Genomic DNA, 25,352 nt, shown 5'->3' on the forward strand with positions numbered 1-25,352 from the left:
TCCCCCTCTTAATGACTGAGTGCATCATCGATGATTTTATTTAATAAATCTTCTTTGGTATAACTTTCTTGATAGTCTGACATATGATTCATTATACTATCTCGTGATGCTTCAATATCTCCTAGCTGCTCTAATAGCTTAGTTGATGATAGTTCTTCTTCTAAAACGACACGCCCGTAACCTTTTGATTCGAAATATTTTGCATTATCAATCTGGTCACCACGTGATTGGTCTAAACCTAAAGGAATTAATAACATTGGCAGTCGCAGCGTTAAAAATTCGTATATTGCATTTGATCCAGCTCGACTAACTACAGTATCTGTAATAGCTAACAGATCCGTCAATTCTTCTTTCACAAATTCATATTGTATGTAACCTTCTTTTTGAATCGAGCCATCAATAAGTCCTTTACCTGTTAGATGGATAATTTGGTAATCTTCGAGCAGTGCCTCTAAATTTTCACGAATAACACTATTTAATTTTTTACTTCCTAGACTACCTCCCATTACTAATAAGACTTTTTTATCTTTATCAAATTGAGTTAATTCATACCCTCTTGAAGCATGACCATGCTTTAAATCTTCACGTATGGTTGCACCAATAAAATCAGCCTTTGATTTTGGTAAGTAGTTCAGTGTATCTTCAAATGTTGTATAAATCTTTTTCGCAAATTTTAGACTAATTTTATTCGCTAATCCTGGTGTTAAATCAGACTCATGAATAATAGTGGGTATGTTTAAAGTACGAGCAGCAATAACCACTGGAACTGAGACAAATCCGCCTTTAGAAAACAACAAATCAGGTTTTTCTTTTTTAAGTATGCGGCGAGCATCCCATATTCCCTTTACCACTTTAAAAATATCTTTAGCATTTTCAACAGAAATATAGCGACGTAATTTACCACTTGAAATAGCATGGTATTCAATATCAGGTAATTGAGATTCTATCATTTCTTTCTCAATTCCTGCTTTTGAACCAATATAAAATGCACTATATCCATGATTTAACGCAGTGGGTATCAAACTTAAGTTTACTGATACATGACCCACTGTTCCGCCTCCTGTAAATGCAATTTTAGTCATAATTATAACCTCTATTCTTAAATGTTTTTATAATAGGCATAAAATGGCGCACCTCTATCAAATGGATGATAGTCGATTTCAGCTTCTCCAACTTTTGTAAAACCAAATTTTTCAAATAAACCTTGTGCAGGTTTATTCAATGCAAATGTATCTGTCAAAATAACATGTATACCGTGATCTGTTGCTAAATTAACAGCAAATTTAAATAATTCAGTTGCAGCGCCTTTATATTCAGGATTTCCAGCTAAGCGATGAATAACATATGCGCCTTCCCGTTTAACTGGCCAGTCAAGTTTATCATACCATTCTGATTGTTGTTGGTCGACAACAATAAAGCCTTGGATTTCATCATTGTCCTCTAGTACATATAATGTTTGATTCGCAATATCTTCTTCAAAGTGTTCTCGTGCAGGATATTTGTCATCCCATTGATTATTATTAAATTCTTTCATTATTTCTTTGGCAGTTTCTACTAATGCTTCAATGTATGGCAAATCATTCTTAATTGCTAATCTAATCATGTTAAGAACACCTCTTTATTTTAATTTTTTTAAAAGTTCATTTAGAACTTTGTCTTCTTTATTTGCTTTTTCAACCAATTGTACTGTGAACTTATCATTTGTTTCCTTATCAAATTGTCCATTTACAGTTAAGTTATTATCTTGTTGAAATGCTTTAATTGCTTGTTCTAAGTTGTCGTCAAAGTCTTTAGATTCATTATCTACTTTATATCCTAATGCTGTTAGACCAATCTTCATAGCTTTCACATGTTTATTATTGTCTCCTTTATGATAGCTTGTATCATTCGGAATAACACTTAATGATTGGTATTTAGGCGTATCTAATTTGATATCTGGTTGAATACCTTTACCATGAATATAATGGTCCTTAGGTGTTAACCACTTCATTTGTGTATATTTTAGTAAAGAACCATCTTTAAATTCTTTTGTTGTTTGAACAATCCCTTTACCAAATGTTTTTGAGCCATATACCTTAGCTATACCATAATCTTTTAATGCGCCAGTAAATACTTCAGATGCACTTGCCGAACCTTCATTCACTAAAATCGAAAATTTCATATCTTTCGCTTCTTTTAATGAGTCATTTGAAGTATCGATTGTTTCTTTGTCATTTCCTTTTTCTAATTTAACTACGGGTTTACCTTTATCTATAAAAATATTCGCCATTTTCACGGCTTCATCTAATAAGCCACCTGGATTATTTCGTAAATCCAATATGACATTGTGTACACCTTGTTTATGTGCATCTAAAATTGCTGATTTTAATTCTCCAGAAGTGTTTTCTTGGAAGCGATTTATGGTAATAACTCCAATTTGTCCTTTTTTCTTATATTCCACACTCTTAACATGAATTTTATCTCGTTTAATTTTTATGTCTTTTTCTTCAGAACCGCGTTTGATCGTTAAAGTTACAGTTGTGCCTCTTTTACCTCTAACCATTTTCACTACTTGATCTAATCTTTGCTTTTCAACAGATTTACCATTAACTTTAGTTACTATATCTTTAGGTCGTAAACCTGCTTTCTCAGCCGGAGATGATTTCATTGGACTTGTTACCATAATCTGATTGTTTTTTTGCTGCATTTCAGCACCGATACCAACAAAATCACCAGAAACTCCCTCATTAAATGACTCTGTTTTTTCTTTAGTCATATATTCAGAATATGGATCTTTCAACTCTTTGACCATACCGTCAATTGCAGCTTCAGTTAATTTATTAGGACTTTGTTTTTTATAATAATCATTGTTTAATGTCTTATATACAAATTGAATTTTATTCATCGCTTGTCGCTCATCTTTTGTGAGCCCACTCACTTTATGACTGATAGCTAAAGTAATGCAAACTGTAATTGCTATCGTAGCTAAAATTATAACGAGTTGTAGTACTACAAATTTCCAAAATCTGAATTTCACACTTTTATGCTCATCCATTTCGTCGATTTGTTGATGTTCAGTTTCTTGACTCACTTTAACACTTCCCTCTATGTAACTATTCCCTCATGACCTTCTTAAGGCTTTTTGGATATTATCAGTATGTCGTTTCTCGTCAATAAACGCAAATAAAAAAGTAGAGGTTGGGAGCATAAAAATACGATGCGTCTCAACCTCTATAATTAAATATTATAGAAATTTAGATTAAAATTTTAGCCACTCAGAGTATTCTTCATATAAATCGTCAAACACATACATTGGAATCGTAAATTCACTTTGCGTTTCTATATATTCTGATAGTTTATTAAAATCATTTTCATGCTTTGGAAATGATAAATCATTAAAAATTTGTTCAGCTAATTTTCCTTTGTCATCTTTACGTCCACGTGCTGTTAAGGCAAAATGATAGAATGAATAATCTTTCATTATTTCATTGTCACATCAACTACTTTTGTTTCACCTTTGACAATAGCGTTGACATCATTGATATTGATAGCGCTTGTTTGATCAGTATTTGTAATAATAACTGGAGATATTACAGACTTAGCATTATTGCTAATATACTCTAAGTTAAATTTCACTAAAGGATCTCCAACTTGAACAGTGTCACCGCTACTTACTAATACTTCAAAGCCCTCTCCATCTAGCTGAACTGTATCTAAACCAATGTGGACTAATAGTTCTAAACCATTATCCGCTTTTAATCCGATTGCGTGTTTTGTTGGGAATACGTTATCAACCTTCCCTTCGATTGGAGAAACCACTTCGCCTTCAGTTGGATTAATACCAAAGCCTTCACCCATCATTTTTTGTGCAAATACAGGATCTGGAATATCCTCAATTTTTACGTATTCACCAGTTAATGGTGCATAAATTTCAATATTTTTATTAACTTCTTTGCCTTTACCAAATAGCTTTTTAAACATTTTAGGTCACTCCTATTTTTCAAAATGAGGGATTAAATCCCCATAGCCTAACTCTTGTAATTTGTCATATGGAATAAATTGAATGGCTGCAGAATTGATACAATATCTTAATCCGCCTTGATCTTTAGGACCATCATTAAAAACATGCCCTAAATGACTATTAGCTTGTTCTGAACGTACTTCAGTTCTCACCATACCAAATGTTTTATCAACTAATTCCACAATTTCATCATCATTCAAAGCTTTTGAAAAGCTCGGCCAACCACAACTCGATTCAAATTTTTCTTCTGATGTAAAAAGTGGTTGCCCAGAAATTTTATCAACATAAATCCCTTTTTCAAAATGATTCCAGTATTCATTTTCAAAAGGAGGCTCTGTTCCATTTTCTTGTGTAACAAGATATTCCATTTCGTTTAAGTCATCTTTACTCTTTTTAATCATTTTGTCCTCCCCAATGTGATTCTATAAAACCTTTACGTCCCGAACCTTGTTGATACCGTTCGTAATGCTGTGGATTCTTTTTATAGTAATCTTGGTGATATGTTTCGGCAGGATAAAAGTTTTTGTATTCAATAATTGGTGTAATCACTGGTTTTTTAAAGATGCCTTGTTCATTTAATTGTTGAATTTTTAATTCAGCAGCTTTTTTCTGTGCTATATCATGATAAAAAATTGCTGGTTCATAGCTTTCGCCTCGATCAAAAAATTGGCCTTTATTATCAGTAGGATCAAAGGTTTTAAAATAGACATCTAATATGTTCTCAAAAGATGTAATATCAGGATTATACGTGATTTGTACGGCTTCTCTATGGCCTGTTTGATTAGTACAAACTTGTTCATAAGTAGGGTTTTCAATATGCCCTCCACTGTATCCAGAAACAACATCTTCAATACCAGGATATGAGGTGAAAGGTTTTACCATACACCAAAAACAACCACCAGCCAACGTTGCATATGCCATATCATTGCCTCCTTAATTATCTCATAATTCACGCTAATTTTTAGCTATTAATAATTTACATTTACGATTTATGTTTTAACTCAGAATATTCCACTTAGTCTCGCAAAACAACCAAGCCTATAGCACCTTGGCCTGTGTGTGTTGAAACTACAGGTGTTGTTACATTAACATCATAATTTTCAAAGTCAAATGACTCCGTAAATTGATGTTTTACTTTATCAACAAATTCAATAACATTAGCATGTGCAATACCAATGGACTTTATTTTGTGATTTTCAACAAATTCTGCGATTTCTTTTTTTAAAAATTTAATACTCGCATTTTGCGTTCTTGAATTATGCACAATTTCAAGGCTGCCATCTACTAACGTACCAACTGGTTTAATTTTCATAATATTACCAATTAAGCCCTTCGTTTTACTAATTCTACCGCCTCTAATTAGTTGATTCAACTGCCCAATAACAACAAATAATTTAATATTTTGTTGCATATCTTTCACTTTTTGAACAATTTCATCAGTGCTATAACCTTTATTAATAATTTCAGATAAATATTTTATTTGATAACCTAAACCAAATGAAATAGATTTTGAATCAATAACTGTAACATCAGCCTCAACCATATGGCTGGCCTGAACTGCTGTTTGATACGTACCACTTAATCCAGATGACATGTGTATACTAATAATTTGAACACCTTGTTGACCCAATTCTTCATATTTATTGATAAATTTTCCAATAGAAGGTTGGCTCGTTTTAACATCAGCCTCATCTTCAATTCTGTTTATATATTCTTCCGACGAAATATCAACCTGGTCTACGTATGATTTACCATCAATCGTTAAATTGAGCGGTACAACATGGATTTGATGCTCTGCTAAGTATTGATGTGTTAAATCTGAAGTTGAGTCGGTAACAATAACCTGTTGTTTCATAAAGTCCTTCCCCCAAAAAATGATATATTTCGTATAATTTTAGACTATAACTTTACGTTTCAGTCATTAATAACTTCAATGGAGAATAGCATATTACGTATTTTAAAGTCTATTTGTTAGTTATTATAAGCTGACAAAAGTACATTTTTCACTATTGCACTTTTTATTTATTTTAAACATTTAACTAATTATTCATGTTTGTGACACAAAATCTAACCCAAATTTGCATCTTTATTACTTAGGATTAATTATTTAAACATAACACTCACGTTGTTACTTTAGTTAGCATCATACTAACATTATTTATAAAGTACAACTGATTTATATTACAAATACGCATTAATGACGTTTATAGCTTAAGTCAAACTGAATTCTAAAATTATATTTAGCGAGCGATCGACTTTATGCCTTCAGCATAGAGAAAATACTAAAAAGCATTTCATCAAGCTTTGCGAGCTGTGAATTGGGGCTCCACGCCATTAGCTCTAATTTTTCTTACGTCTAACTAAATGTAAAAAAGTATGAGGAATTGTATTCTTTTCATCCAAAACACCTTCTTCTGAAGATGCAACTTCCCACTCTTCAAAAGTATATGGCGGAAAGAACGTATCACCTTTAAATTTCCCTTCTAACACAGTAATATACATATCATCTACTTTATCAATCATTTTGTCGAAAAGACTTTGCCCACCAAAAATAAATACATGACCTGGCAAATTATATATTTCATCAATAGAATGGATAACATCAACACCATCATGTTGAAAATTTTGATTATGTGTTAATACAACATTACGTCGATTAGGTAGAGGTTTACCAATGGATTCAAAAGTTCCTCTACCCATGACTAACGTATTGCCTGTTGACAATTTTTTCACATGCTTTAAATCATTAGGTAAATGCCATGGTAAATCGTTATTATAGCCAATCACGCGTTGTTGATCATGTGCTACTAATATTGATAATGTCATAATTGCACTCCTTTACTATTAGTTGTTAAATGCTTGTTTATCAAACAGCTATAGGCGCTTTAATCGCTGCATGTGATTGATAATTTATCAATTCGATATCCTCATAACTAATATCAAAAATAGATTTATCCGTATTAATACGAATGGTTGGTGGTTCAAAACTACTGCGACTCAGTTGTGTATGAACTGCATCTATATGATTAGAATAAATATGTGCATCGCCAAATGTATGGATAAATTCACCAACTTCTAAATCACATTCTTTCGCCACCAAATGGGTCAATAAAGCATAACTTGCTATGTTAAAAGGTACACCTAAAAAGATATCAGCACTTCGCTGATATAATTGACAACTTAATTTGCCATTTTGTACATAAAATTGAAACATAGTATGACATGGTGGTAAAGCCATTGTATCAACTTCTGCAGGATTCCAAGCTGAAACAATATGACGTCTAGAGTTAGGATGGGTTTTTATCTGTTCAATGACCGTCTTTAACTGATCAAAGTGATTGCCGTATTGGTCCACCCAATCGCGCCATTGTTTTCCGTATACATTTCCTAAATCTCCATATTTTCTAGCAAATGCATCATCGGTGAGAATATTTTCTTTAAATCGTGTCATTTCTTCTTTATATTGTGCTTTGAAATGATCATCAACCAATGAGCGATGACCAAAATTAGTCATATCTGGCCCATGATAATCAGAGGATTTAATATATTTTTCAAAAGCCCATTCATTCCAGATATTATTATTGTGTTGTAATAAATATCTAATATTCGTATCACCTTTAATAAACCACAGTAACTCTGTAGCCACCAATTTAAAAGACACTTTTTTTGTTGTTAGCAATGGGAATCCTTTGGTTAAATCAAAGCGCAACTGATGTCCAAACTTGGAAACTGTTCCTGTTTGCGTACGATCATCTTTATTTTTACCGATAGCTAATATATCTTCACATAAGTCATGATATGCAGCATCAAATGGATTTAACATTATTTAATCTCCTTTCTTAAATAAAATGTGTTAAATATTAGTTTTATTATACTAGAAAACTTAAAAGACTAAAAAGAAAATCTCCAGCGCTAAGTGAGAAATAGTACAATATTAGAATGATTACGCACATTTTTATATTTATTTAAAAAAGTCTAAATTGAAGTTTATTTCACTTCAACTTAGACTGTAGATTTTAGTTGCAATACTCATCAAAAACATCTTTAATATCCATGCAAATATCTTGAATATCTCGTCCTTCGATATGTTCACGAGGAATAAAATGTTTTAATTCAGTTCCTTTAAACAAGGCGTAAGATGGGCTTGACGGCACTTGTTGAATATACGCTCTCATAGTTTGTGTAGCTTCTTTATCCTGACCAGCAAAAACAGTTATCTTGTGTGTTGGCTTTTTATCATTTTGATCTGCTACTGCTACCGCCGCTGGACGTGCTAAACCAGCTGCACAACCACATGTAGAATTGATTACTACAAAAGTAGTATCGTTTTCCCCAACTTGATTCATATATTGTGAAACTGCATCACTTGTTTCTAAACTTTCAAATCCATTTTCTGTAAGTTCAGCTTTCATTTGTTGTGCAAGCTCCCGCATATATTGTTCATATGGATTCATGATATTTCCCCCTCATAGTTTTCTTCTTTCAACATTACAATTTATTTCAAAACAAAGGTAACCCTTCAGCTCCGTTTTGAATATATAAAATTGTCATCTTAATTTATAATTTAACTTCATATACTAACGATCAGCCTATGACTTTAATACTTCTAATTTATTAAACAGCAACTTAATTAGATATAACAGTACGTCGTCAGACATATTATAAATCAATTTTTAACCGGTACGTTTATGCATTAAACTTTTCTTGGATTTTAGGAATTAATTCATCCCAATCTTTATCATTTTCCTTATCGACTGAAATAAAATCCATCACATAAAAGATAGAGGTTACACCTTCTATATCAAATAAGCGATTAATAAATTCAGGTTGTCCATCTGCAGCATGCGTGTAAGTATCTGATTTATTATCACTTCTTTTTTCTGACAGCGTAATTTTTATTGTATTTTGATTCGGTGTTTCGCTAATTGCTTCAATTTGCATAATTTACCTCCTATTGCAGTTCATTTCCAATTTGTTTAATTTGCTTACCCACTGAACATTCATTAATGCAAAAATGATGCGCTTGGGTCTTACCTTCTGTCTTTCTTATATGTGATTTCAACAAACATTGTTCACAATACGTGTTCATTAAATCATCTATCTTATGAATTGCATTCTGCTCGGAATGTGTAAGTATATCAGACACTCCTTTTAAGTCATTTTAGGCTTAATAGCACCTAATTTTAAATACATGTTAACATTATAGCTTAATTTATTATAATTTTGAATTATTCTATTTCTCATTACCACGAGCTTTTACTTATTATTCGTTATAAATGTGGTTATATTTAAATTGCATATTCGAATTTTTTGAAGTAAAATGTATAAGTTGTTTTTAGCGGTTTCTAAACACCCGCATTATCAAAATTTAGGAGGATTTCTATGTTTAATGAGATATTTGGGGCAGCAAGTTTTTTAGTTACTTTTATTTTAATGGTACTTATGTTTCGAGCTTTTGGCAAACAAGGCCTTATTGTTTGGATTGCTATAGGTACAATCATTGCCAATATCCAGGTCATAAAAACAATTCATATTTTTGGCATCTCAGCAACTCTTGGTAATGTCATGTTTGCTTCGATTTATCTAGCAACTGACATACTAAATGATATTTATGGTCGAAAGATAGCTAAAAGAGCAGTTTGGCTCGGGTTTTCTTCAACTTTAATTATGATTATTGTTATGCAAATGTCCTTGCATTTCATTCCAGCACCTGAAGACATTGCGCAAAGTGGCATGGAAACGATTTTCAATCTTATACCAAGAATCGCACTAGGTTCTATCATAGCTTATATTATTGGTCAACATGTTGATGTGTTTATTTTTAGTATGATTAAAAAGATATTCAGTTCGGATAAAACATTTATTATTCGTGCTTATGGTAGTACAGCTTTAAGCTCAATTATAGATACTGCACTATTCGTGGCTATCGCATTTATAGGCACATTACCTAGTATGGCCGTGTTTGAAATTTTTATTACTACGTACCTATTAAAACTTTTATCTACAATACTAAACGTACCTTTTGGTTACATTGCTAAATCCATGTATCGTAAAGGTAAAATAGCTAACCTAGATAAAGATTACTAATATACATTTAATATTATTGACTACACTTAAATAAACTAACTTGTTGATTATACCTAACAGTTATAGACATGAGCGGAATATGAGGTCACATATGACTTTATTCCGCTCTTTTTCTATATCATCTATAAATTTTCAATTGCTATAAACAAAGTTATTTCTTAAAATAAATTTGTATTATAAATTTAAAGTATTGCAGGTGTTGTTTCAATGGCTAAAATATTTTTTGATGCTGCAACCAATGGTAATCCAGGTGAAAGCTGTTGCGCCATTATTATTAAAGACGATAACAATCATCATATTTATACGCATTATATCGGCCTTTTAGATAATCATAGTGCAGAATGGGCAGCTTTTATTCGCGCTCTAGAATATGCACGTGAGCTTAATGTGACAAATGCTTTATTATATACAGATTCTAAACTTATCGAAGATGCTATGTTAAAAGATAAAGTAAAAAATATAAAATTTAAACCGTATTTGGACCAAGTCAAAATATTAGAACCTAGTTTTGATTTATTATTTGTCAAATGGATTCCTCGAGAACAAAATAAAGAAGCAAATCATCATGCTAAACAAACGCTTTACCAATATATTAAAAATAAAGATTGATCTAGAATAAGCCGTGTTTAATATAGGCAGCCGACTTCAATAATACCGATGCGTCAGATGCGTAATAAGGATAAATATCTATTTTAAAGTAGAATATGATTGGTTTCACATAATTTTGCTAAATGCTTTTTAAGCACTTTATGATATGAGCCAGAGATATCTTCTGCACTGATTAAAACTATCTACTCATCCAGCGATTGACCATCACCCATTATCCCCATTTCTAAGGCCCTATACTTCAATCATATATTCTGAGATTGAAGCATTAGCATCATAGCCTATTGCTTCATTATTAAAAATGTAAAATTGTGTTATATGTTGTAGCATCATTGTGTTTTAATTTTTTGAGTAACCCAATAATCATCGTTACACTTGACTTATCATCCAGATGTCTTGATTTAATAAACCCCGTTTTTGGAATTTGTGTCCTTGAATCAAAACTCATAAAGTTCCCCCACTTCTATACATAAATCTCTAGTTTATTGTGCTGATTATGTCCTCTTATCAATGTGCACTTCCATATATTTATCATCTTTAGAACGTTTATTGCTGTCTTTATAAACATGAACACTTGTTTTATGTATACATATTGTTCCTGTAAATGTGCCTCCTGATTCAGTTTAAATTTCACATTTCTCATCTTCTATTAAGTTAAATCCACTAATAAAATCAATGTTCAAACGGCTATCTTCCTTAATTTCTTTAACCATTCAAGCTATTGTATCTACATGTTCATATATATAGCTTTGCTTCACATTGTGCTCTCCTTCTAAAGTAATGCACCTTTATTAGTTATCTGTGTCGGATAAGCTAACTGTTCAGCGTGCGCTTTGATATATGAAGTTGTATCTAGCATGAACCCTCTTAAAAGTTATAAAAATTTCCCATCCGTCCGATTTATTATACAACCTAACTCACTTACTTATTTGGTTATTTTAGGATTAATGTTATTGATATTTTTTAATTTATATAGGTAAAAACCAAAGAATTATTAACTTGGTCAACTAACACTTGTTAAGGAATAAAGTAAAGAATGTTTTGTTATAAATAAGTCATACTAAAAATATATATAAAATTAGTGTTTATAATTCAAAAATCAAATGTCATGTTTAATTATAAATTTCATGCGATATTTTTATTTATACCTTTAACAAAACAATTAAATATTAAAAAACTATATTTGTACACTCTTGTGTGTACAAATTGGTCTTACATGTAAGCGGATTCATTTATATAATAATTCTTGTAAATCAATGCATTATAGGTTTAATACTACGGAGGTTATAAATATGGAATATATACCAATAATCTTAAATTGGTTTTCGCAGAATATCTTACAAAAGCCAGCTTTCTTTGTTGGTTTGTTAGTAATGCTCGGTTACGCTTTACTTAAAAAACCGTACTATGCTGTTTTTGCTGGAGCTGTAAAAGCAACTGTAGGCTACATGATTTTAGATATTGCTGCTGGCGGATTAGTCACAACATTTCGGCCTATTCTAGCAGCTCTTAATTACAAATTCAGTATTGGTGCTGCTGTTATCGACCCTTATTTTGGATTAACTGCAGCAAATGACAAAATCGCTAATAACTTTCCAGAATTTGTAGGTATTGCGACATCTGCACTTTTAGTAGGATTTTTTGTGAATATCTTTTTAGTAGCATTACGCAAAATCACGAAAGTCAGAACGTTGTTTATTACTGGACATATTATGGTACAACAAGCTGCAACAATTACGGTAATGATTTTACTGATTCCAACATTCCGTGAAAGTCCATTACTTGCTACGTTTGGTATTGGTACAATATGCGGATTATATTGGGCAGTAAGTTCAAATTTAACTGTTGAACCTACACAACGTTTAACAAACAATGGTGGATTTGCGATTGGTCACCAACAACAATTTGCGATTTGGTTTACAGACAAAGTCGCATCAAAATTGGGTAACAAAGATAAAAATTTAGATAACTTAAAATTGCCAAAATTTCTAAGTATTTTTCATGACACAGTAGTTGCATCAGCTACTTTAATGTTAGTTTTCTTTGGAACCATTTTATTCATCTTAGGTCCAGATATTTTATCAAATGCTAAAGTCATCACAAGTGGTACTTTATACGTGCCAGAAAAACAATCATTCTTTATGTTCGTTATTCAAACGGCATTCACGTTCTCTGTTTACTTATTTATGTTAATGCAAGGTGTAAGAATGTTCGTTGGAGAATTAACAAATGCATTCCAAGGTATTTCTAACAAATTACTTCCTGGTTCATTCCCAGCAGTAGACGTAGCAGCTTCATTTGGTTTTGGTTCTCCAAATGCTGTACTGTTTGGTTTCGTGAGTGGTTTAATTGGACAAGTCATTATGATTGTCTTATTAATCGTATTCAAAAACCCAGTACTTATTATTACGGGATTTGTACCTGTATTCTTCGATAACGCAGCTATTGCTGTATACGCAGATAAACGTGGTGGTTGGAGAGCAGCAATAATATTGTCATTTATTTCAGGAATAATACAAGTTACATTCGGCGCTTTAGCAGTATTATTACTTAGCCTTTCAGGTGGATATCATGGAAATATCGATTTAGACATTCCATGGGTACCATTTGCTTATATGTTTAAATATTTAGGTATTGCTGGTTATATTTTGGTTTGTGCATTCTTTTTACTTATCCCTCAATTACAGTTTAGACGCGCTAAAAATAAAGAAGCTTATTATTCAGGGATTCATCAATAACAAAAACAATAATTAATTATATTTAGGAGGAATTTTTATGATTAAAGTACTTACAGCATGTGGAAACGGAATGGGTTCATCAATGGTTATCAAAATGAAAGTTGAAAACGCATTAAGAGAATTAAATGTATTAAATGTTGAATCTGCATCTTGCTCAGTAGGAGAAGCTAAAGGAATTGCTAGTAATTATGATATAGTCATCGTTTCTAACCATTTAATTGCAGAGATGAAAGACTATACAAAATGCAAACTCATAGGCTTAGACAACTTAATGGATGACAATGAAATTAAAACTAAATTAAAAGAAGCTTTAAAATAATTTTTAGTTAGGAGCACAATACTTATGAATTTAAAACAAGCTTTGATTGATAACGATTCAATTCAGTTAGGTTTAACTGCGAAAGATTGGAAAGAAGCTGTTAAGTTATCTGTACAACCACTCATCGATAGTGGTGCTGTTAAACCTGAATATTACGATGCAATTATTGAATCGACGGAACATTATGGTCCATATTATATATTAACTCCTGGAATGGCTATGCCCCATGCTCGTCCTGAAGCAGGTGTAATAAGAGATGCATTCTCATTAATTATTCTTAACGAACCCGTAAAGTTCTCAGACGGAAAAGAAGTCAGTATTCTTATTACATTGGCTGCAACGAGCTCGAAAATTCATAATTCAATTGCTATACCTCAAATTGTTGCACTTTTTGATTTAAAAGATGCAATTAGACGTTTAAATGATTGTCAAACTAAAGATGAAGTCCTTTCTATAATTGAAGAAACTAAAGATAGCCCTTATCTTGAAGGAATTAAATTTTAAAATTTATTTATAAATAATATTAAATTTAATTAGAAAGTAGGAAAAGAAATGACAAAGAAATTACCTAAATTGCAAGTAGCATTAGATCATTCAACAATGTCTGATGCGGTTAAAGCTGCTTCACTCGTTGGAAATGAAGTTGATATCATTGAGGCTGGAACAGTTTGTCTTTTACAGGTAGGAAGTGAACTAGTAGAAATACTAAGTAAACTATTTCCTAATAAAACAATTGTCGCTGACACTAAATGTGCAGATGCTGGCGGAACAGTAGCTTTAAACAACGCCAAAAAAGGAGCTGACTGGATGACATGTATATGCTCAGCAACTATACCAACAATGAAAGCTGCACTTAAAGCTATTAAAGAAGAACGAGGTGATCAAGGAGAAATACAAGTTGAATTATATGGAGATTGGACTTTTGAAGAAGCTCAAAAGTGGCTCGATATTGGTATTGAACAAGCAATATATCATCAGTCGCGCGATGCTCTATTAGATGGCGAAAGTTGGGGGGAAAAAGATCTTTCAAAAGTGAAAAAATTAATCGATATGGGCTTCCGTGTATCTGTTACGGGTGGTTTATCTGTAGAAACACTTAAACTTTTTAAAGGTATAGATGTTTATACATTTATTGCTGGTCGTAGTCTTACAGAAGCTGAAGATCCACTATCTGCTGCACGTGAATTTAAAGATGAAATCAAGCGTATTTGGGGGTAAGATTATGTCTCGTCCAATTGGTATTTATGAAAAAGCATTGCCAAAACATTATACGTGGATAGAAAAACTTAAATTCGCTAAAGAACTCGGTTTTGATTTTGTCGAACTATCTATTGACGAATCAGATACTCGTTTAGCAAGATTAGACTGGTCTAAAGAACAAAGACTAGAACTTGTAAAAGCTATTTTCGAAACAGGCATACGTATACCTACGATTACTTTCAGTGGTCATAGGCGTTTCCCAATGGGGTCAAATGATTTTAATACTGAAGAAAAATCTATGGAATTAATGAAAAAATGTATAGAATTTGCGCAAGATATCGGTGTGCGAAATATTCAATTAGCTGGTTATGATGTTTATTATGAAGAAAAATCCATAGATACTCACAAACGATTTATAAAGAATCTTCGACAAGCTTGTACGTGGGCAGAAGAAGCTCAAGTCATTCTTTCAATCGAAACAATGGATGATCCATACATTAATTCAATTAAAAAATATCTTGCCATTGAAAAAGAAATTAATTCCCCTTTTCTATACGTCTATCCAGACATAGGTAATATATCTGCATGGAACAATAACCTTTTAGATGAATTTTATAAAGGGAGACAATCTATTGCCTCTATACACTTAAAAGACACATACGCAGTAACAGAAGATTCAAATGGACAATTCAGAGATGTACCATTTGGAGAAGGTTGTGTAGAATGGGAAAAGTTTTTTAAAATATTAAAGGATATTCATTATAATGGCCCATTCCTGATTGAAATGTGGTCAGAAAATTATGATACTGTTGAAGAAACACGTTACGCTATAAAAACTGCACAATCTTTTCTTTATCCATTAATTGAGAAAGTGGGGTTAAAATAGTATGTCAGAAACATTAACACAAATGCGTCAGAACGTATATCATGGAAACATAGAACTTCCTAAATACAAACTTGTTAAATTCACCTGGGGTAATGTATCAGAAATCAATCGTGATTTAGGAATTGTGGTCATTAAGCCTTCTGGCGTAGATTATGAAAAACTCACACCGGAAAATATGGTCGTCACAGATCTTGAAGGAAACGTATTAGCAGGATCATTTAACCCTTCTTCTGACCTTCAAACACATCTTGAATTATATAAGGCATGGCCAGAAATTGGCGGGATTGTACACACACATTCTACAGAAGCGGTTGGATGGGCGCAATCAGGATTAGACATTCCATTCTTAGGTACAACTCATGCAGATTATTTTCATGGTCCTATACCATGTACACGTTCATTGACATATAATGAAGTTGAAGATGCCTATGAAAAAGAAACAGGAAAAGTCATTGTCGAAACTTTTAAAGAACGAAAACTTGATCCAACGTCTATTCCTGGTGTTATCGTTAGTAATCATGGCCCGTTTACATGGGGTAAAAATGCTTCACAAGCTATCTATCATTCTGTTGTCCTTGAAGAAGTCGCCAAGATGAACAGATATACGAAACAAATTAATCCGTGTGTGGAAAATGCACCAAGTTATATTATGGATAAACACTATTTAAGAAAACATGGCACTAACGCTTATTACGGTCAGCAATAACATTAAAATACTAAATAAAAAGGTGATAGTTTATGATACTCAGCTTAGATAAAACAAGTCATACTCTACTAGACTACTTAATTCAAATTGAACAACCAGAAACAATTACTGAAATCTCAAAAAATCTTTGTCAATCTAGACGTAAAGTATACTATCACCTTAAAAAAATAAATCAGTCATTACCAGACGATACAAAGAAAATAATAAACTACCCACATATTGGTATTTTATTAAACGATGATCAAAAACGCGCCTGTATAGAATTATTAAGTAAATCTGATACAACGCAATATGTTATGAGCATAGAAGAACGCCAATGGCTAATCATCATATATATTTGTATCTCAAATGAATTCATTACAATCAACAAACTTATGGAACTTGTTGATGTCTCACATAATACGATTCTAAATGATCTCAATAATATTCGAGAACTTATAGAATTTGAACAATTTAATATTCATCTACGTGTAAAAAAGTTTGGAGGATATTATATTGAATGCCATCTGTTATCTAAAATTCAATTTATATATAAAATACTGCATGAAATTCATAAATCATCATCTGAAGCTTTTAAATCTTTGATTCATGAGAAACTTTTATCTAATACAAGCTTTAGTCACTATCACTCATTAGAAAAAACGGATTTTTTAAAGACCTTATTAAAAGAAATAAGTAATGATTTAGGTAAAATACTTAATCGAAAAGATAGTGAGTTTATGTTACAAATACTACCCTATTTGTTAATGGTTTCTTATAACAGTGGGATTAATGCTTACAATTATGAATTGATAAGAAAAGATTTCATACTTGTTCAAGAGCGCATTGAATATAAAGTGTCTGAAAAGCTTGTATCCTCTTTAGAGTCTGAATTTAATGTTTCTTTTGATCAAATGGCAAAAAATATTATAGCCCTTTTACTTTTATCATTGCGTAAAGATAGTGATATTCATAATGTTAGTAATGATTATGATGATATGCGTGAGACTTTAGAATTATTTTTATCGCTTTTTGAGCATGAATATAATATAAATATTTCAAAACGAAATATGTTGTTGAATCAACTTCTAACACACTGTAAATCTTTACTTTATCAAAAGACTTACAATATTCCTTCAGATACACAATTTACAAATAATATTAAAGAAAAGTTCAACTATCTATTCATGGTTACAAAGCGTTGTATTACATTACTTGAAGAAGCTTGGCTAATACACATGACTGATGATGACATAGCTTATATAGCCATACATCTTGGTGGTGCAATTCATAATAATCCAAATAGTGAAATACCAGTTAAAAAAATTACACTTATATGCGATGAAGGTATTGGCATGAGAAAATTCTTCTTAAAACAATGCCAGTCCTATATATCTAATGCATATATTGATACTGTATTTACTTTAGAAGAATTCGATAGTGTTAAAGAAATTTTAAATTCAGATATTATCATTTCTACAAGTGATGCTATCGAAACGGATATTCCCGTAATATTTGTTAATCCAATTCTCACAAATGAAGATATTATACGTATCGTTTCTTATAGATATTCAAGTAATGAAATAAATTTTTATAATTTTTCTAATCAACTAGATTTAATATTGAAACATTATATTAGAGATGAAAGTGAACAATATAACTTACGAAATCAAATCGAAAAGTTATTTCTCAAAGAATTAATCCAAACTTTAGAAACTAAAAATTTTTAAAATTTCATTTGTATAAAGAAAGTAGATTCATTGAAATACTTAAATAACAATAATGATATAAGGAGATTCAATAATGAAAAATGTTAAAGATATTACAAGAGAGTCATGGATTCTATCTACCTTTCCAGAATGGGGAACTTGGCTTAATGAAGAAATAGAAAATGAAGTTGTTAATGAAGGTAATTTTGCAATGTGGTGGTTAGGCAATTGTGGTATCTGGATCAAAACGCCAGAAGGTGCAAATATCGTTATGGACTTATGGTCAAACAGAGGTAAATCTACTAAAAAAGTTAAAGATATGGTTCGAGGACATCAAATGGCCAATATGGCAGGCGTTCGTAAACTACAACCAAATCTTCGTGTACAGCCAATGGTTATTGATCCATTTGCGATAAACGAATTAGATTATTACCTAGTTTCTCATTACCATAGTGATCATATTGATATTAATACAGCTGCGGCAATCTTCAACAATCCAAAATTAAACCATGTTAAATTTGTGGGTCCGCATGAATGTGCCCGCATCTGGAAAGAATGGGGTGTTTCAGAAGATCGTATTATCACAATAAAGCCAGGTGAAAGCTTCGAATTTAAAGATGTAAAAGTAACAGCGGTAGAATCATTCGATAGAACTTGTCTTGTTACATTGCCAGTTGAAGGCAGCGAAGAAAATGACAACAATTTAAAAGGACTTCCAGTAACTGACGAAGAAATGGCTCGAAAATCAGTCAATTATGTATTTGAAACTCCAGGTGGTACGATTTACCATGGTGCTGACTCACATTTTTCAAATTACTTTGCCAAGCACGGTAAAGACTTTAAAATAGATGTTGTACTCAATAACTATGGTGACAATCCTGTAGGTATTCAAGATAAAATGACATCGATTGATCTTTTACGTATGGCAGAAAACTTAAATGCGAAAGTAATTATTCCAGTACATTATGATATTTGGTCTAATTTCATGGCATCTACAAATGAAATTATAGAACTCTGGAAAATGCGCAAAGATCGCTTACAGTATCAATTCCATCCTTTCATATGGGAAGTTGGTGGTAAATATACTTATCCAGAAGACAAAGATAAAATAGAATACCATCACCCACGCGGTTTTGATGATGCTTTTGAACAACCTTCAAATATTCAATTTAAAGCATTATTATAATTGAATTAGAAAGCAATAAATAAAAAAACACTTATCAAACGGTTATCACAGCGTGTCGGCAAAACCTGAAATTTTGCTGGCACGCTTTAATAAACTCTAATTTTGTAATTTTTGTCCTTGAATCAAAACTCATACATCCCCCACTTCTATACCTAAATCTCTAGTTTCTTATGCTGATTGTGTTCTCTCACCAATGCGCACTTCCATATGTTTATCGTCTATAGAGACTGTTTATTGCTGTCTTTATAAACATGAACATTTGTTTCATGTAAAATATATTATTCCTATAAAGATTTCTCCTGATTCAGTTTGAATTTCACAGTTCTCCCTTTTACTATTATAAGTAATGCAGCTTTATTAATTATCCGTGTCGAATAAACTAACTGTTAATGATATTGCTTCTGTCGCATTTCTTGTTGGACTACCAATTTCAATTAGTGTCTGGATTGTTTCTAAAGTATTTTCAGTCACGCATATATCCCTTTTTTAAATTACAGATTACTATACCTTTTACTCCCCTAATTATATTTGATTAATTACTCCATCTACTTTACAATGTTTTTATTCTGAAAATTTTGAATAAGGTGATTCTTAATGCACAATATTGTTTTTATTGGACTAGGCTTAATTGGCGGTAGCTTGGCAAGTAATTTAAAGTATTATCACAGTAATCTTCATATCTCTGCATATGATTCAGATATTTCTCAGTTAGAAAAAGCATATTCTATGGGTATTATTGATACTAAAATAACCGATTATCGCATTGCCGTTGAACAAGCAGATGTTTTAATTTTTGCAACGCCTGTTCAACAAACGATTCGTTATTTAGCTCAATTACATCTATTTAACACTCAGGCTAACCTAATTGTTACTGATACTGGGAGTACAAAAACAAACGTTTTAGAATTTGAAAATCGACTATTGCATCATAATATACACCTTGTAGGTGGCCATCCAATAGCCGGTAGTCATAAGTCTGGGGTGTTAAATGCTAAAAAGCATTTATTTGAAAATGCATATTACGTTCTCGTTTATAATTCAACTAAAAATCGCGATGCTGCTCAATATTTGAAACAATTATTTAGCTCTACTTCAGCTAAATTTATTGAAACAACAGCAAAAGAACATGATATTGTCACTGCAGCTGTTAGCCATGTACCCCATATTATTGCAGCTAGTTTGGTGCATTTAAATGCAAATCAATCTACAAAACATAAATTAGTTAAACAACTTGCTGCTGGTGGTTTTCGCGATATTACTCGCATAGCTAGTAGTAATGCAGAAATGTGGCGCGATATTACAATTAGTAATAAAACAGCCATTCTAAACTTAATACAAGATATGCAACAACAATTAGTAGCATTATCTTCAATAATTCAAAACGATAAAATCGAAGAAATTCAAGCGTTTTTTGCTAACGCTAAAACATATCGTGATGCTTTACCCCTTAAACAACAAGGCGCATTAAATACAGCGTATGATCTATTTGTAGATATTCCGGATAAACCGGGTATGATTAACCAAGTTACTTATATTCTAAGTTTACATAACATTTCTATAAGCAACTTAAAAATTTTAGAAGTCCGTGAAGATATTCTTGGTGCACTTCAAATCAGTTTTAAAACACCCGAAGATCGTGATAAAGGTATTAAAGCTTTGCATGAATTTGATACCTATGTACCATAAGTCAGTAGTTGATTGGATTGAAAATACGCTGGTACCATTTTTTCAATCCTAGTCAACCTTGCCGGGGTGAGACTACGAATTCATCATGAATTCTGTCCCACTCCCAATGTAATTATTACATCTTATGTCCTGCCATTAATCCTAAACGTCCGTGCTTAGTACCTGAATCAGTATAAGATATAGCTTTAGATACAATGCCTTTACCATATTTCATGTGTAAATTATCAATCGTTTTAGCTAATTTTTCATCTCGTTTACGTTCGTATTCATCAAAAAATAAATTCAATTGCCGTTGATCTTCAGGTACAAGTTGTGTTAAAGATACACTTAATGTACGGTATAATACTTTTTTATCGCATAAATGATTAGCATAGTAGTTTACTACTTTAAATATTTCTTTTTCTAAGTTAGTCGGATCTTCAAGTGTATATTGCTTATGCACGCCACCACCTTCGCTATAGCCAAATGAAAAGTGAATTGTTCTTGCCATTTGTTTTCGCGCTCTCACCCTGCTTGCCACATCTTCTATTAATTCTTGCATAACTACTTTAGATTCCTCAAAGGTGTAATCTCGCATTAAAATTTGGCTCTTACAAATTGAAGGATTTGTAATATGATGCTTATCTCGTAACTTACTTTGATCTATTCCATTCGCATGTAAATGTAAATCAGTACCTAATATTCCAAATGCTTTCTTTAATTGGTTATGTGGGTATTTTGCTAAATCTCCCACAGTAAAAATCCCACGTTTATTTAATTTAACTTCTGTCCGTTTATTAATTCCCCAAAATTCTCTCAAAGGTTGTATATTCCATAATTTATTCGGAACATCATGATAACGCCATTCTGCTATACCATTTATAGTATGTTTAGCTTCAGTATCCATTGCTACTTTACTTAACAGCATATTTGAGCCAATACCTACTGTACACATAATTCCTGTTTCTTCATATATTTCCTTTTTTAAGCGTTCACAAAAAGCAGTAACAGTAGAATTAAAGCGATAATAACTATCTGTTACATCCATAAAAAATTCATCAATACTGTATTGATGTAAATCTTCAGCTGGAACATAACGTAATGCTATTTTTGAAATAGCTATAGATACGTTTAAATACTTCCTCATACTAGGATTAATAATATAAATGTCATTACGATGTGGAATTTCGAATAGTCTTGAACCTGTTTTAATACCTAATTCTTTTAATTTTGGTGTTGCTGCAAGTACCACTGAGCCTTGTCGTTTAGTATCTGCTACTACTGCTAACTTTGTTGTTTTTGGATTTAAACCTTTCTCTATACATGAAACACTTGCAAAAAAGCTTTTTTGATCAATACATAAGACATCCCTATCGTCTAATAAATTGTAATCATACATTCCCACTACCTCCCTGTAGATATTTTAATTATATACGAACAAATGTTCTTTTTCAATACTTATAAGAACAAATGTTCTATAAAATATTGTTCTAAACATAAAGGTTTCATGCTATACTAAAATAGACTTAAATTTTAAAGGAGGCGCTATTTATGCCAATCATAAATGTAAAATTAATAGAAGGTCGCTCTGATGAACAATTGAAAGCATTAGTATCAGAAGTCACTAATGCAGTAGAAAAAACAACAGGCGCTAATCGTGATGCAATTCATGTGATTATTGAAGAAATGAAGAAAAATCATTATGGTGTAGGCGGAATAAGAAAATCTGATCAATAAAACCCTTTAAAATCGATAAAAACGCCAGCTACATGCGTAGTTGGCGTTTTTACTATACTTAGTTATCATCATCTAAAAACTTCTTGATAGCTTCTTTATTTTTTTGTTTATCAATATCTAAGGCACTTCCATCATTATTCGTATTGATATTTTGGTATGAATTTTTCACTGGTATAGTCAGAGACTGTACATCTTTATCTCCACGAATACCAAAACTTATACCTGTTTGGAAAATCGCTGAATCGGGCATATCTGTGTTAATATAACCTCTTAAAATACCTGCAACACGTGGCAATTTAAAAACTGTGCTAGGTGTTACTAATTCTTGCTTTAATGTTTGCATCACTTGCTGTTGACGACGTACACGACCAAAATCACCTTCAGCATCATGACGGAATCTAGCATATCCTAATAGCTCTTTACCATTAAGCCGATGGTGTCCTTTTTTTAATGACACGCCAATATTTTTGGACATATCTTTTTCAACATCTATAGGCACCCCATTAGGCGCTAACTCATCAATCATTTTCTCAAAACCTGTAAAATCAATAACTGCATAATATTCAGGATTAATTCCTAAATTCTTATTCAAAGTTTGTCTTAATAACTCTGGACCACCTAATGTATAAGCTGCATTAAGCTTATAGCTATTATATCCAGGAATATCTGCATAAATATCACGCATCACAGACATCATTTTCATTTTTTTGTGTAAATAATCGTATTGTACAATCATCATAGAATCTGTTCTAGATTTTCCAGACTGTGCTTTATCTGCACCTAGCACTAACACTGAAATTTTCCCATCATTTTTTATAGGGCCATTAAATTTATGAATTTTAACATCCTTTGCATGTTCTTCAGCATATTTAATTCCATTTTGATAGCTCACTGTAATATAGACAATCAAGCTCACAAGTAAAATCAAAACAATTAATATTGCGATGGGTAATTTTTTTATACGTTTTTTAGTTTTTTTAGTTGAAGTAGTAGTCCCATTACTTCTTCTGTATTTGGTTTGTTCCTTCTCTTCTGCCATGGCTACCTACCTTAATTTTAATTTCTTCAAAATACGCTATCTATGTATTATAATATACATTAAAGTTATAGAAAATAGCTAAAAAAATCAAGATATTTATGAAAAAATGGTACTAAGGTCTAATGAGAGGATGGTATAAATGAATATAAATACCGCATATTTTGCCGGAGGTTGCTTTTGGTGTATGACAAAGCCTTTCGATACTTTTGAAGGTATTGAAAAAGTAACATCAGGCTATATGGGAGGAATGACTGACAATCCAACTTATGAAGATGTTAAAAAAGGTACAACAGGTCATTATGAAACAGTTAAAATTGAATACGATGTTGCACTTTTTTCATATCATAAACTACTTGAAATTTTCTTTTCAGTGATTGATCCATTAGATGATGCAGGCCAGTTTCAAGATAGAGGTTCCCAGTATAAAACAGCTATTTTTTATACGAACGATGATCAAAAGAAAATTGCCGAAAACTACATTCAGCAATTACAACATACCATATATTCTGACAAAGCTATTGCCACAAAGATTTTACCTGCTTCAACTTTTTATAAAGCAGAGGAATATCACCAAGACTTTTATAAAAAGAATCCTGAGCGCTATGCCAAAGAACAACAAGATCGTGCTAATTATCAAGCAGATTTACATTAATGTTACTTTATCTAAAATCAATCTGTGATATAGATAAAATAGATTAAAATTAAAATCCCAAAATCTTTTCTTCGAGTATCGTTTCAATAATATCATTAATATGATGAGAGATATCGTTTGAAAGTATTAATACTAAATGGCATATGTTGCGTCATGTTATCGCTTTATACATAAGGTACCTCGTTAATTTAGTTTAGTGAAGTTTATTAAATGATACGAAAGTGCCTTATTTTTAAAGCTATTTCAATGTATCATTACAAATAAATACGCCGTATTTTGGCGAGACTTTTGAGGGAACAGGACAAGCTTGAAGCTGTCTCCTAAGAAAGCAAGCCAACAATACGAAATATTGTAAATAAAGAAGCCAGTAAATAAAATTATAAAAGTCATTTATTGGCTATTTTTCTAGGATTTATGTCCCCGACTGTTTTTAAAGTTGTATTAAACACATATTTCAAGTACGTATAGTAAATTTGTATCATCGTCATCAAAAATCAAATTGAATGCTACCCGTCTATTTTTTAGACGCTTAAGAACTGAATAAAGATACAAAATTTCTCTTGATCAAAATATATGAAAACGTATCATTGGAAGTATGTATAAAACCTGCATAATGGATAATAATAATCAAAAGGCATAAACGCTGTTAAATCAACGTTTATGCCTTTTAGTTTAGTTAACATAATTAACGATTATAGGTAATCGTTTTGTATAGCGTATTCATCAAATTATTTCTAAAGTTAAATTAAAAATTAAAGTTTTAAAAATAGGATTGGTTTTTATTTCAACCGTTTGCTATATTAAAAAAAAGGAGTTGGTTAATTATAATTTTACTATTAACAG

29 protein-coding genes are annotated in these 25,352 nt (G+C 31.6%); 13 read left to right on the top strand and 16 right to left on the bottom strand.

Translation table 11 applies throughout. From position 1 onward, the window contains the following. Positions 1 to 8: 8 nt before the first annotated feature. From HMPREF2597_RS07595 to HMPREF2597_RS12440, 13 genes are all read right to left on the bottom strand, one after another. Positions 9 to 1,082, bottom strand: a complete 1,074-nt coding sequence (locus HMPREF2597_RS07595; RefSeq protein WP_002459156.1) for an undecaprenyldiphospho-muramoylpentapeptide beta-N-acetylglucosaminyltransferase — start codon at positions 1,080 to 1,082, stop codon at positions 9 to 11. 17 nt (positions 1,083 to 1,099) lie between these two features. Continuing rightward, positions 1,100 to 1,603: a GNAT family N-acetyltransferase gene (locus HMPREF2597_RS07600; RefSeq protein WP_002459157.1), complete on the bottom strand. Its 504-nt coding sequence runs from the start codon at positions 1,601 to 1,603 to the stop codon at positions 1,100 to 1,102. Positions 1,604 to 1,618: 15 nt separating this feature from the next. Then, the gene (locus HMPREF2597_RS07605) at positions 1,619 to 3,034 is read right to left on the bottom strand and encodes a S41 family peptidase (protein ID WP_225306515.1); all 1,416 of its coding nucleotides are present in this window, start codon (positions 3,032 to 3,034) and stop codon (positions 1,619 to 1,621) included. A gap of 204 nt (positions 3,035 to 3,238) precedes the next feature. After that, the gene (locus tag HMPREF2597_RS07610; RefSeq protein WP_002478222.1) at positions 3,239 to 3,460 is read right to left on the bottom strand and encodes a YozE family protein; all 222 of its coding nucleotides are present in this window, start codon (positions 3,458 to 3,460) and stop codon (positions 3,239 to 3,241) included. Continuing rightward, positions 3,460 to 3,960 carry a PTS sugar transporter subunit IIA gene (locus HMPREF2597_RS07615; protein WP_002459160.1) on the bottom strand — a complete coding sequence of 167 codons (501 nt, stop codon included), beginning with the start codon at positions 3,958 to 3,960 and terminating at the stop codon, positions 3,460 to 3,462. The genes HMPREF2597_RS07610 and HMPREF2597_RS07615 overlap by 1 nt, the downstream gene beginning before the upstream one ends. A 12-nt stretch (positions 3,961 to 3,972) precedes the next feature. Then, on the bottom strand, positions 3,973 to 4,401 hold the full coding sequence (msrB, locus tag HMPREF2597_RS07620; RefSeq protein ID WP_002459161.1) for a peptide-methionine (R)-S-oxide reductase MsrB: 429 nt from the start codon (positions 4,399 to 4,401) through the stop codon (positions 3,973 to 3,975). Then, positions 4,394 to 4,921 (bottom strand): peptide-methionine (S)-S-oxide reductase MsrA, encoded by a 528-nt coding sequence (gene msrA / locus HMPREF2597_RS07625; RefSeq protein WP_002459162.1) that lies wholly within the window; start codon positions 4,919 to 4,921, stop codon positions 4,394 to 4,396. The genes msrB and msrA (HMPREF2597_RS07625) overlap by 8 nt, the downstream gene beginning before the upstream one ends. 94 nt (positions 4,922 to 5,015) lie before the next feature. Further along, entirely contained in the window at positions 5,016 to 5,855 is an 840-nt protein-coding gene (locus HMPREF2597_RS07630) for a DegV family protein (protein ID WP_002459163.1), read from the bottom strand. Between the two features lie 485 nt (positions 5,856 to 6,340). Beyond that, a complete protein-coding gene (locus HMPREF2597_RS07635) occupies positions 6,341 to 6,826 on the bottom strand; it encodes a dihydrofolate reductase (protein WP_002459164.1) in 486 nt (161 codons plus the stop codon). Positions 6,827 to 6,866: 40 nt separating this feature from the next. Next, positions 6,867 to 7,823 carry a thymidylate synthase gene (locus HMPREF2597_RS07640; protein WP_002478224.1) on the bottom strand — a complete coding sequence of 319 codons (957 nt, stop codon included), beginning with the start codon at positions 7,821 to 7,823 and terminating at the stop codon, positions 6,867 to 6,869. Between the two features lie 193 nt (positions 7,824 to 8,016). After that, complete coding sequence (gene brxA / locus HMPREF2597_RS07645) at positions 8,017 to 8,454, bottom strand: bacilliredoxin BrxA (protein ID WP_002478225.1); 438 nt, start codon at positions 8,452 to 8,454, stop codon at positions 8,017 to 8,019. 232 nt (positions 8,455 to 8,686) lie between these two features. Beyond that, on the bottom strand, positions 8,687 to 8,941 hold the full coding sequence (locus HMPREF2597_RS07650) for a NifU N-terminal domain-containing protein (protein WP_002459167.1): 255 nt from the start codon (positions 8,939 to 8,941) through the stop codon (positions 8,687 to 8,689). Between the two features lie 10 nt (positions 8,942 to 8,951). After that, positions 8,952 to 9,146, bottom strand: coding sequence for a zinc-finger domain-containing protein (locus tag HMPREF2597_RS12440; RefSeq protein WP_002459168.1), 195 nt, complete (start codon positions 9,144 to 9,146; stop codon positions 8,952 to 8,954). A gap of 236 nt (positions 9,147 to 9,382) precedes the next feature. On the opposite strand from HMPREF2597_RS12440, the gene HMPREF2597_RS07655 reads away from it, so the two are divergent. Further along, positions 9,383 to 10,087, top strand: coding sequence for a queuosine precursor transporter (locus HMPREF2597_RS07655; RefSeq protein ID WP_012990850.1), 705 nt, complete (start codon positions 9,383 to 9,385; stop codon positions 10,085 to 10,087). A gap of 207 nt (positions 10,088 to 10,294) precedes the next feature. Beyond that, the gene (locus HMPREF2597_RS07660) at positions 10,295 to 10,696 is read left to right on the top strand and encodes a ribonuclease HI family protein (protein ID WP_002459170.1); all 402 of its coding nucleotides are present in this window, start codon (positions 10,295 to 10,297) and stop codon (positions 10,694 to 10,696) included. Positions 10,697 to 10,988: 292 nt separating this feature from the next. Here HMPREF2597_RS07660 and HMPREF2597_RS12915 read toward each other — a convergent pair whose 3' ends face one another. Then, positions 10,989 to 11,141 carry a M42 family peptidase gene (locus HMPREF2597_RS12915; protein ID WP_002459171.1) on the bottom strand — a complete coding sequence of 51 codons (153 nt, stop codon included), beginning with the start codon at positions 11,139 to 11,141 and terminating at the stop codon, positions 10,989 to 10,991. Positions 11,142 to 11,985: 844 nt separating this feature from the next. Between HMPREF2597_RS12915 and HMPREF2597_RS07675 the strand changes: the two genes are divergently transcribed. The 9 genes from HMPREF2597_RS07675 (at position 11,986) to HMPREF2597_RS07715 (ending at position 21,102) form a co-directional block, all read left to right on the top strand. Continuing rightward, the gene (locus HMPREF2597_RS07675; RefSeq protein ID WP_002478227.1) at positions 11,986 to 13,431 is read left to right on the top strand and encodes a PTS ascorbate transporter subunit IIC; all 1,446 of its coding nucleotides are present in this window, start codon (positions 11,986 to 11,988) and stop codon (positions 13,429 to 13,431) included. A gap of 37 nt (positions 13,432 to 13,468) precedes the next feature. Beyond that, on the top strand, positions 13,469 to 13,750 hold the full coding sequence (locus HMPREF2597_RS07680; protein WP_002459174.1) for a PTS sugar transporter subunit IIB: 282 nt from the start codon (positions 13,469 to 13,471) through the stop codon (positions 13,748 to 13,750). 24 nt (positions 13,751 to 13,774) lie between these two features. After that, positions 13,775 to 14,254 (top strand): PTS sugar transporter subunit IIA, encoded by a 480-nt coding sequence (locus HMPREF2597_RS07685; protein WP_002478228.1) that lies wholly within the window; start codon positions 13,775 to 13,777, stop codon positions 14,252 to 14,254. Positions 14,255 to 14,302: 48 nt separating this feature from the next. Further along, positions 14,303 to 14,968, top strand: coding sequence for a 3-keto-L-gulonate-6-phosphate decarboxylase UlaD (locus tag HMPREF2597_RS07690; RefSeq protein WP_002459176.1), 666 nt, complete (start codon positions 14,303 to 14,305; stop codon positions 14,966 to 14,968). A gap of 4 nt (positions 14,969 to 14,972) precedes the next feature. Beyond that, positions 14,973 to 15,836, top strand: a complete 864-nt coding sequence (locus HMPREF2597_RS07695) for an L-ribulose-5-phosphate 3-epimerase (RefSeq protein WP_002478230.1) — start codon at positions 14,973 to 14,975, stop codon at positions 15,834 to 15,836. A 1-nt stretch (position 15,837) separates the two neighbouring features. After that, a complete protein-coding gene (locus tag HMPREF2597_RS07700; protein ID WP_070817256.1) occupies positions 15,838 to 16,542 on the top strand; it encodes an L-ribulose-5-phosphate 4-epimerase in 705 nt (234 codons plus the stop codon). 32 nt (positions 16,543 to 16,574) lie between these two features. Then, positions 16,575 to 18,251 carry a BglG family transcription antiterminator gene (locus HMPREF2597_RS07705; RefSeq protein ID WP_002459179.1) on the top strand — a complete coding sequence of 559 codons (1,677 nt, stop codon included), beginning with the start codon at positions 16,575 to 16,577 and terminating at the stop codon, positions 18,249 to 18,251. A 73-nt stretch (positions 18,252 to 18,324) separates the two neighbouring features. After that, complete coding sequence (gene ulaG, locus HMPREF2597_RS07710) at positions 18,325 to 19,416, top strand: L-ascorbate 6-phosphate lactonase (protein WP_002459180.1); 1,092 nt, start codon at positions 18,325 to 18,327, stop codon at positions 19,414 to 19,416. 594 nt (positions 19,417 to 20,010) lie between these two features. After that, on the top strand, positions 20,011 to 21,102 hold the full coding sequence (locus tag HMPREF2597_RS07715; RefSeq protein WP_070817257.1) for a prephenate dehydrogenase: 1,092 nt from the start codon (positions 20,011 to 20,013) through the stop codon (positions 21,100 to 21,102). Between the two features lie 115 nt (positions 21,103 to 21,217). On the opposite strand, the gene HMPREF2597_RS07720 is transcribed toward HMPREF2597_RS07715, so the two are convergent. Next, a complete protein-coding gene (locus HMPREF2597_RS07720) occupies positions 21,218 to 22,480 on the bottom strand; it encodes a Y-family DNA polymerase (RefSeq protein WP_002459182.1) in 1,263 nt (420 codons plus the stop codon). 152 nt (positions 22,481 to 22,632) lie between these two features. Between HMPREF2597_RS07720 and HMPREF2597_RS07725 the strand changes: the two genes are divergently transcribed. Further along, the gene (locus tag HMPREF2597_RS07725; RefSeq protein ID WP_002459183.1) at positions 22,633 to 22,818 is read left to right on the top strand and encodes a 2-hydroxymuconate tautomerase; all 186 of its coding nucleotides are present in this window, start codon (positions 22,633 to 22,635) and stop codon (positions 22,816 to 22,818) included. 58 nt (positions 22,819 to 22,876) lie between these two features. Here HMPREF2597_RS07725 and HMPREF2597_RS07730 read toward each other — a convergent pair whose 3' ends face one another. Continuing rightward, the gene (locus tag HMPREF2597_RS07730) at positions 22,877 to 23,857 is read right to left on the bottom strand and encodes an LCP family protein (protein ID WP_002478232.1); all 981 of its coding nucleotides are present in this window, start codon (positions 23,855 to 23,857) and stop codon (positions 22,877 to 22,879) included. Positions 23,858 to 23,996: 139 nt separating this feature from the next. Here HMPREF2597_RS07730 and msrA (HMPREF2597_RS07735) point away from each other — a divergent pair, with 139 nt between their 5' ends. Continuing rightward, positions 23,997 to 24,509: a peptide-methionine (S)-S-oxide reductase MsrA gene (gene msrA, locus HMPREF2597_RS07735; RefSeq protein WP_002478233.1), complete on the top strand. Its 513-nt coding sequence runs from the start codon at positions 23,997 to 23,999 to the stop codon at positions 24,507 to 24,509. Positions 24,510 to 25,352: the final 843 nt, after the last annotated feature.

It is taken from the genome of Staphylococcus sp. HMSC063A07, from assembly GCF_001836955.1.
In the GTDB taxonomy this organism is placed as follows: domain Bacteria; phylum Bacillota; class Bacilli; order Staphylococcales; family Staphylococcaceae; genus Staphylococcus; species Staphylococcus lugdunensis.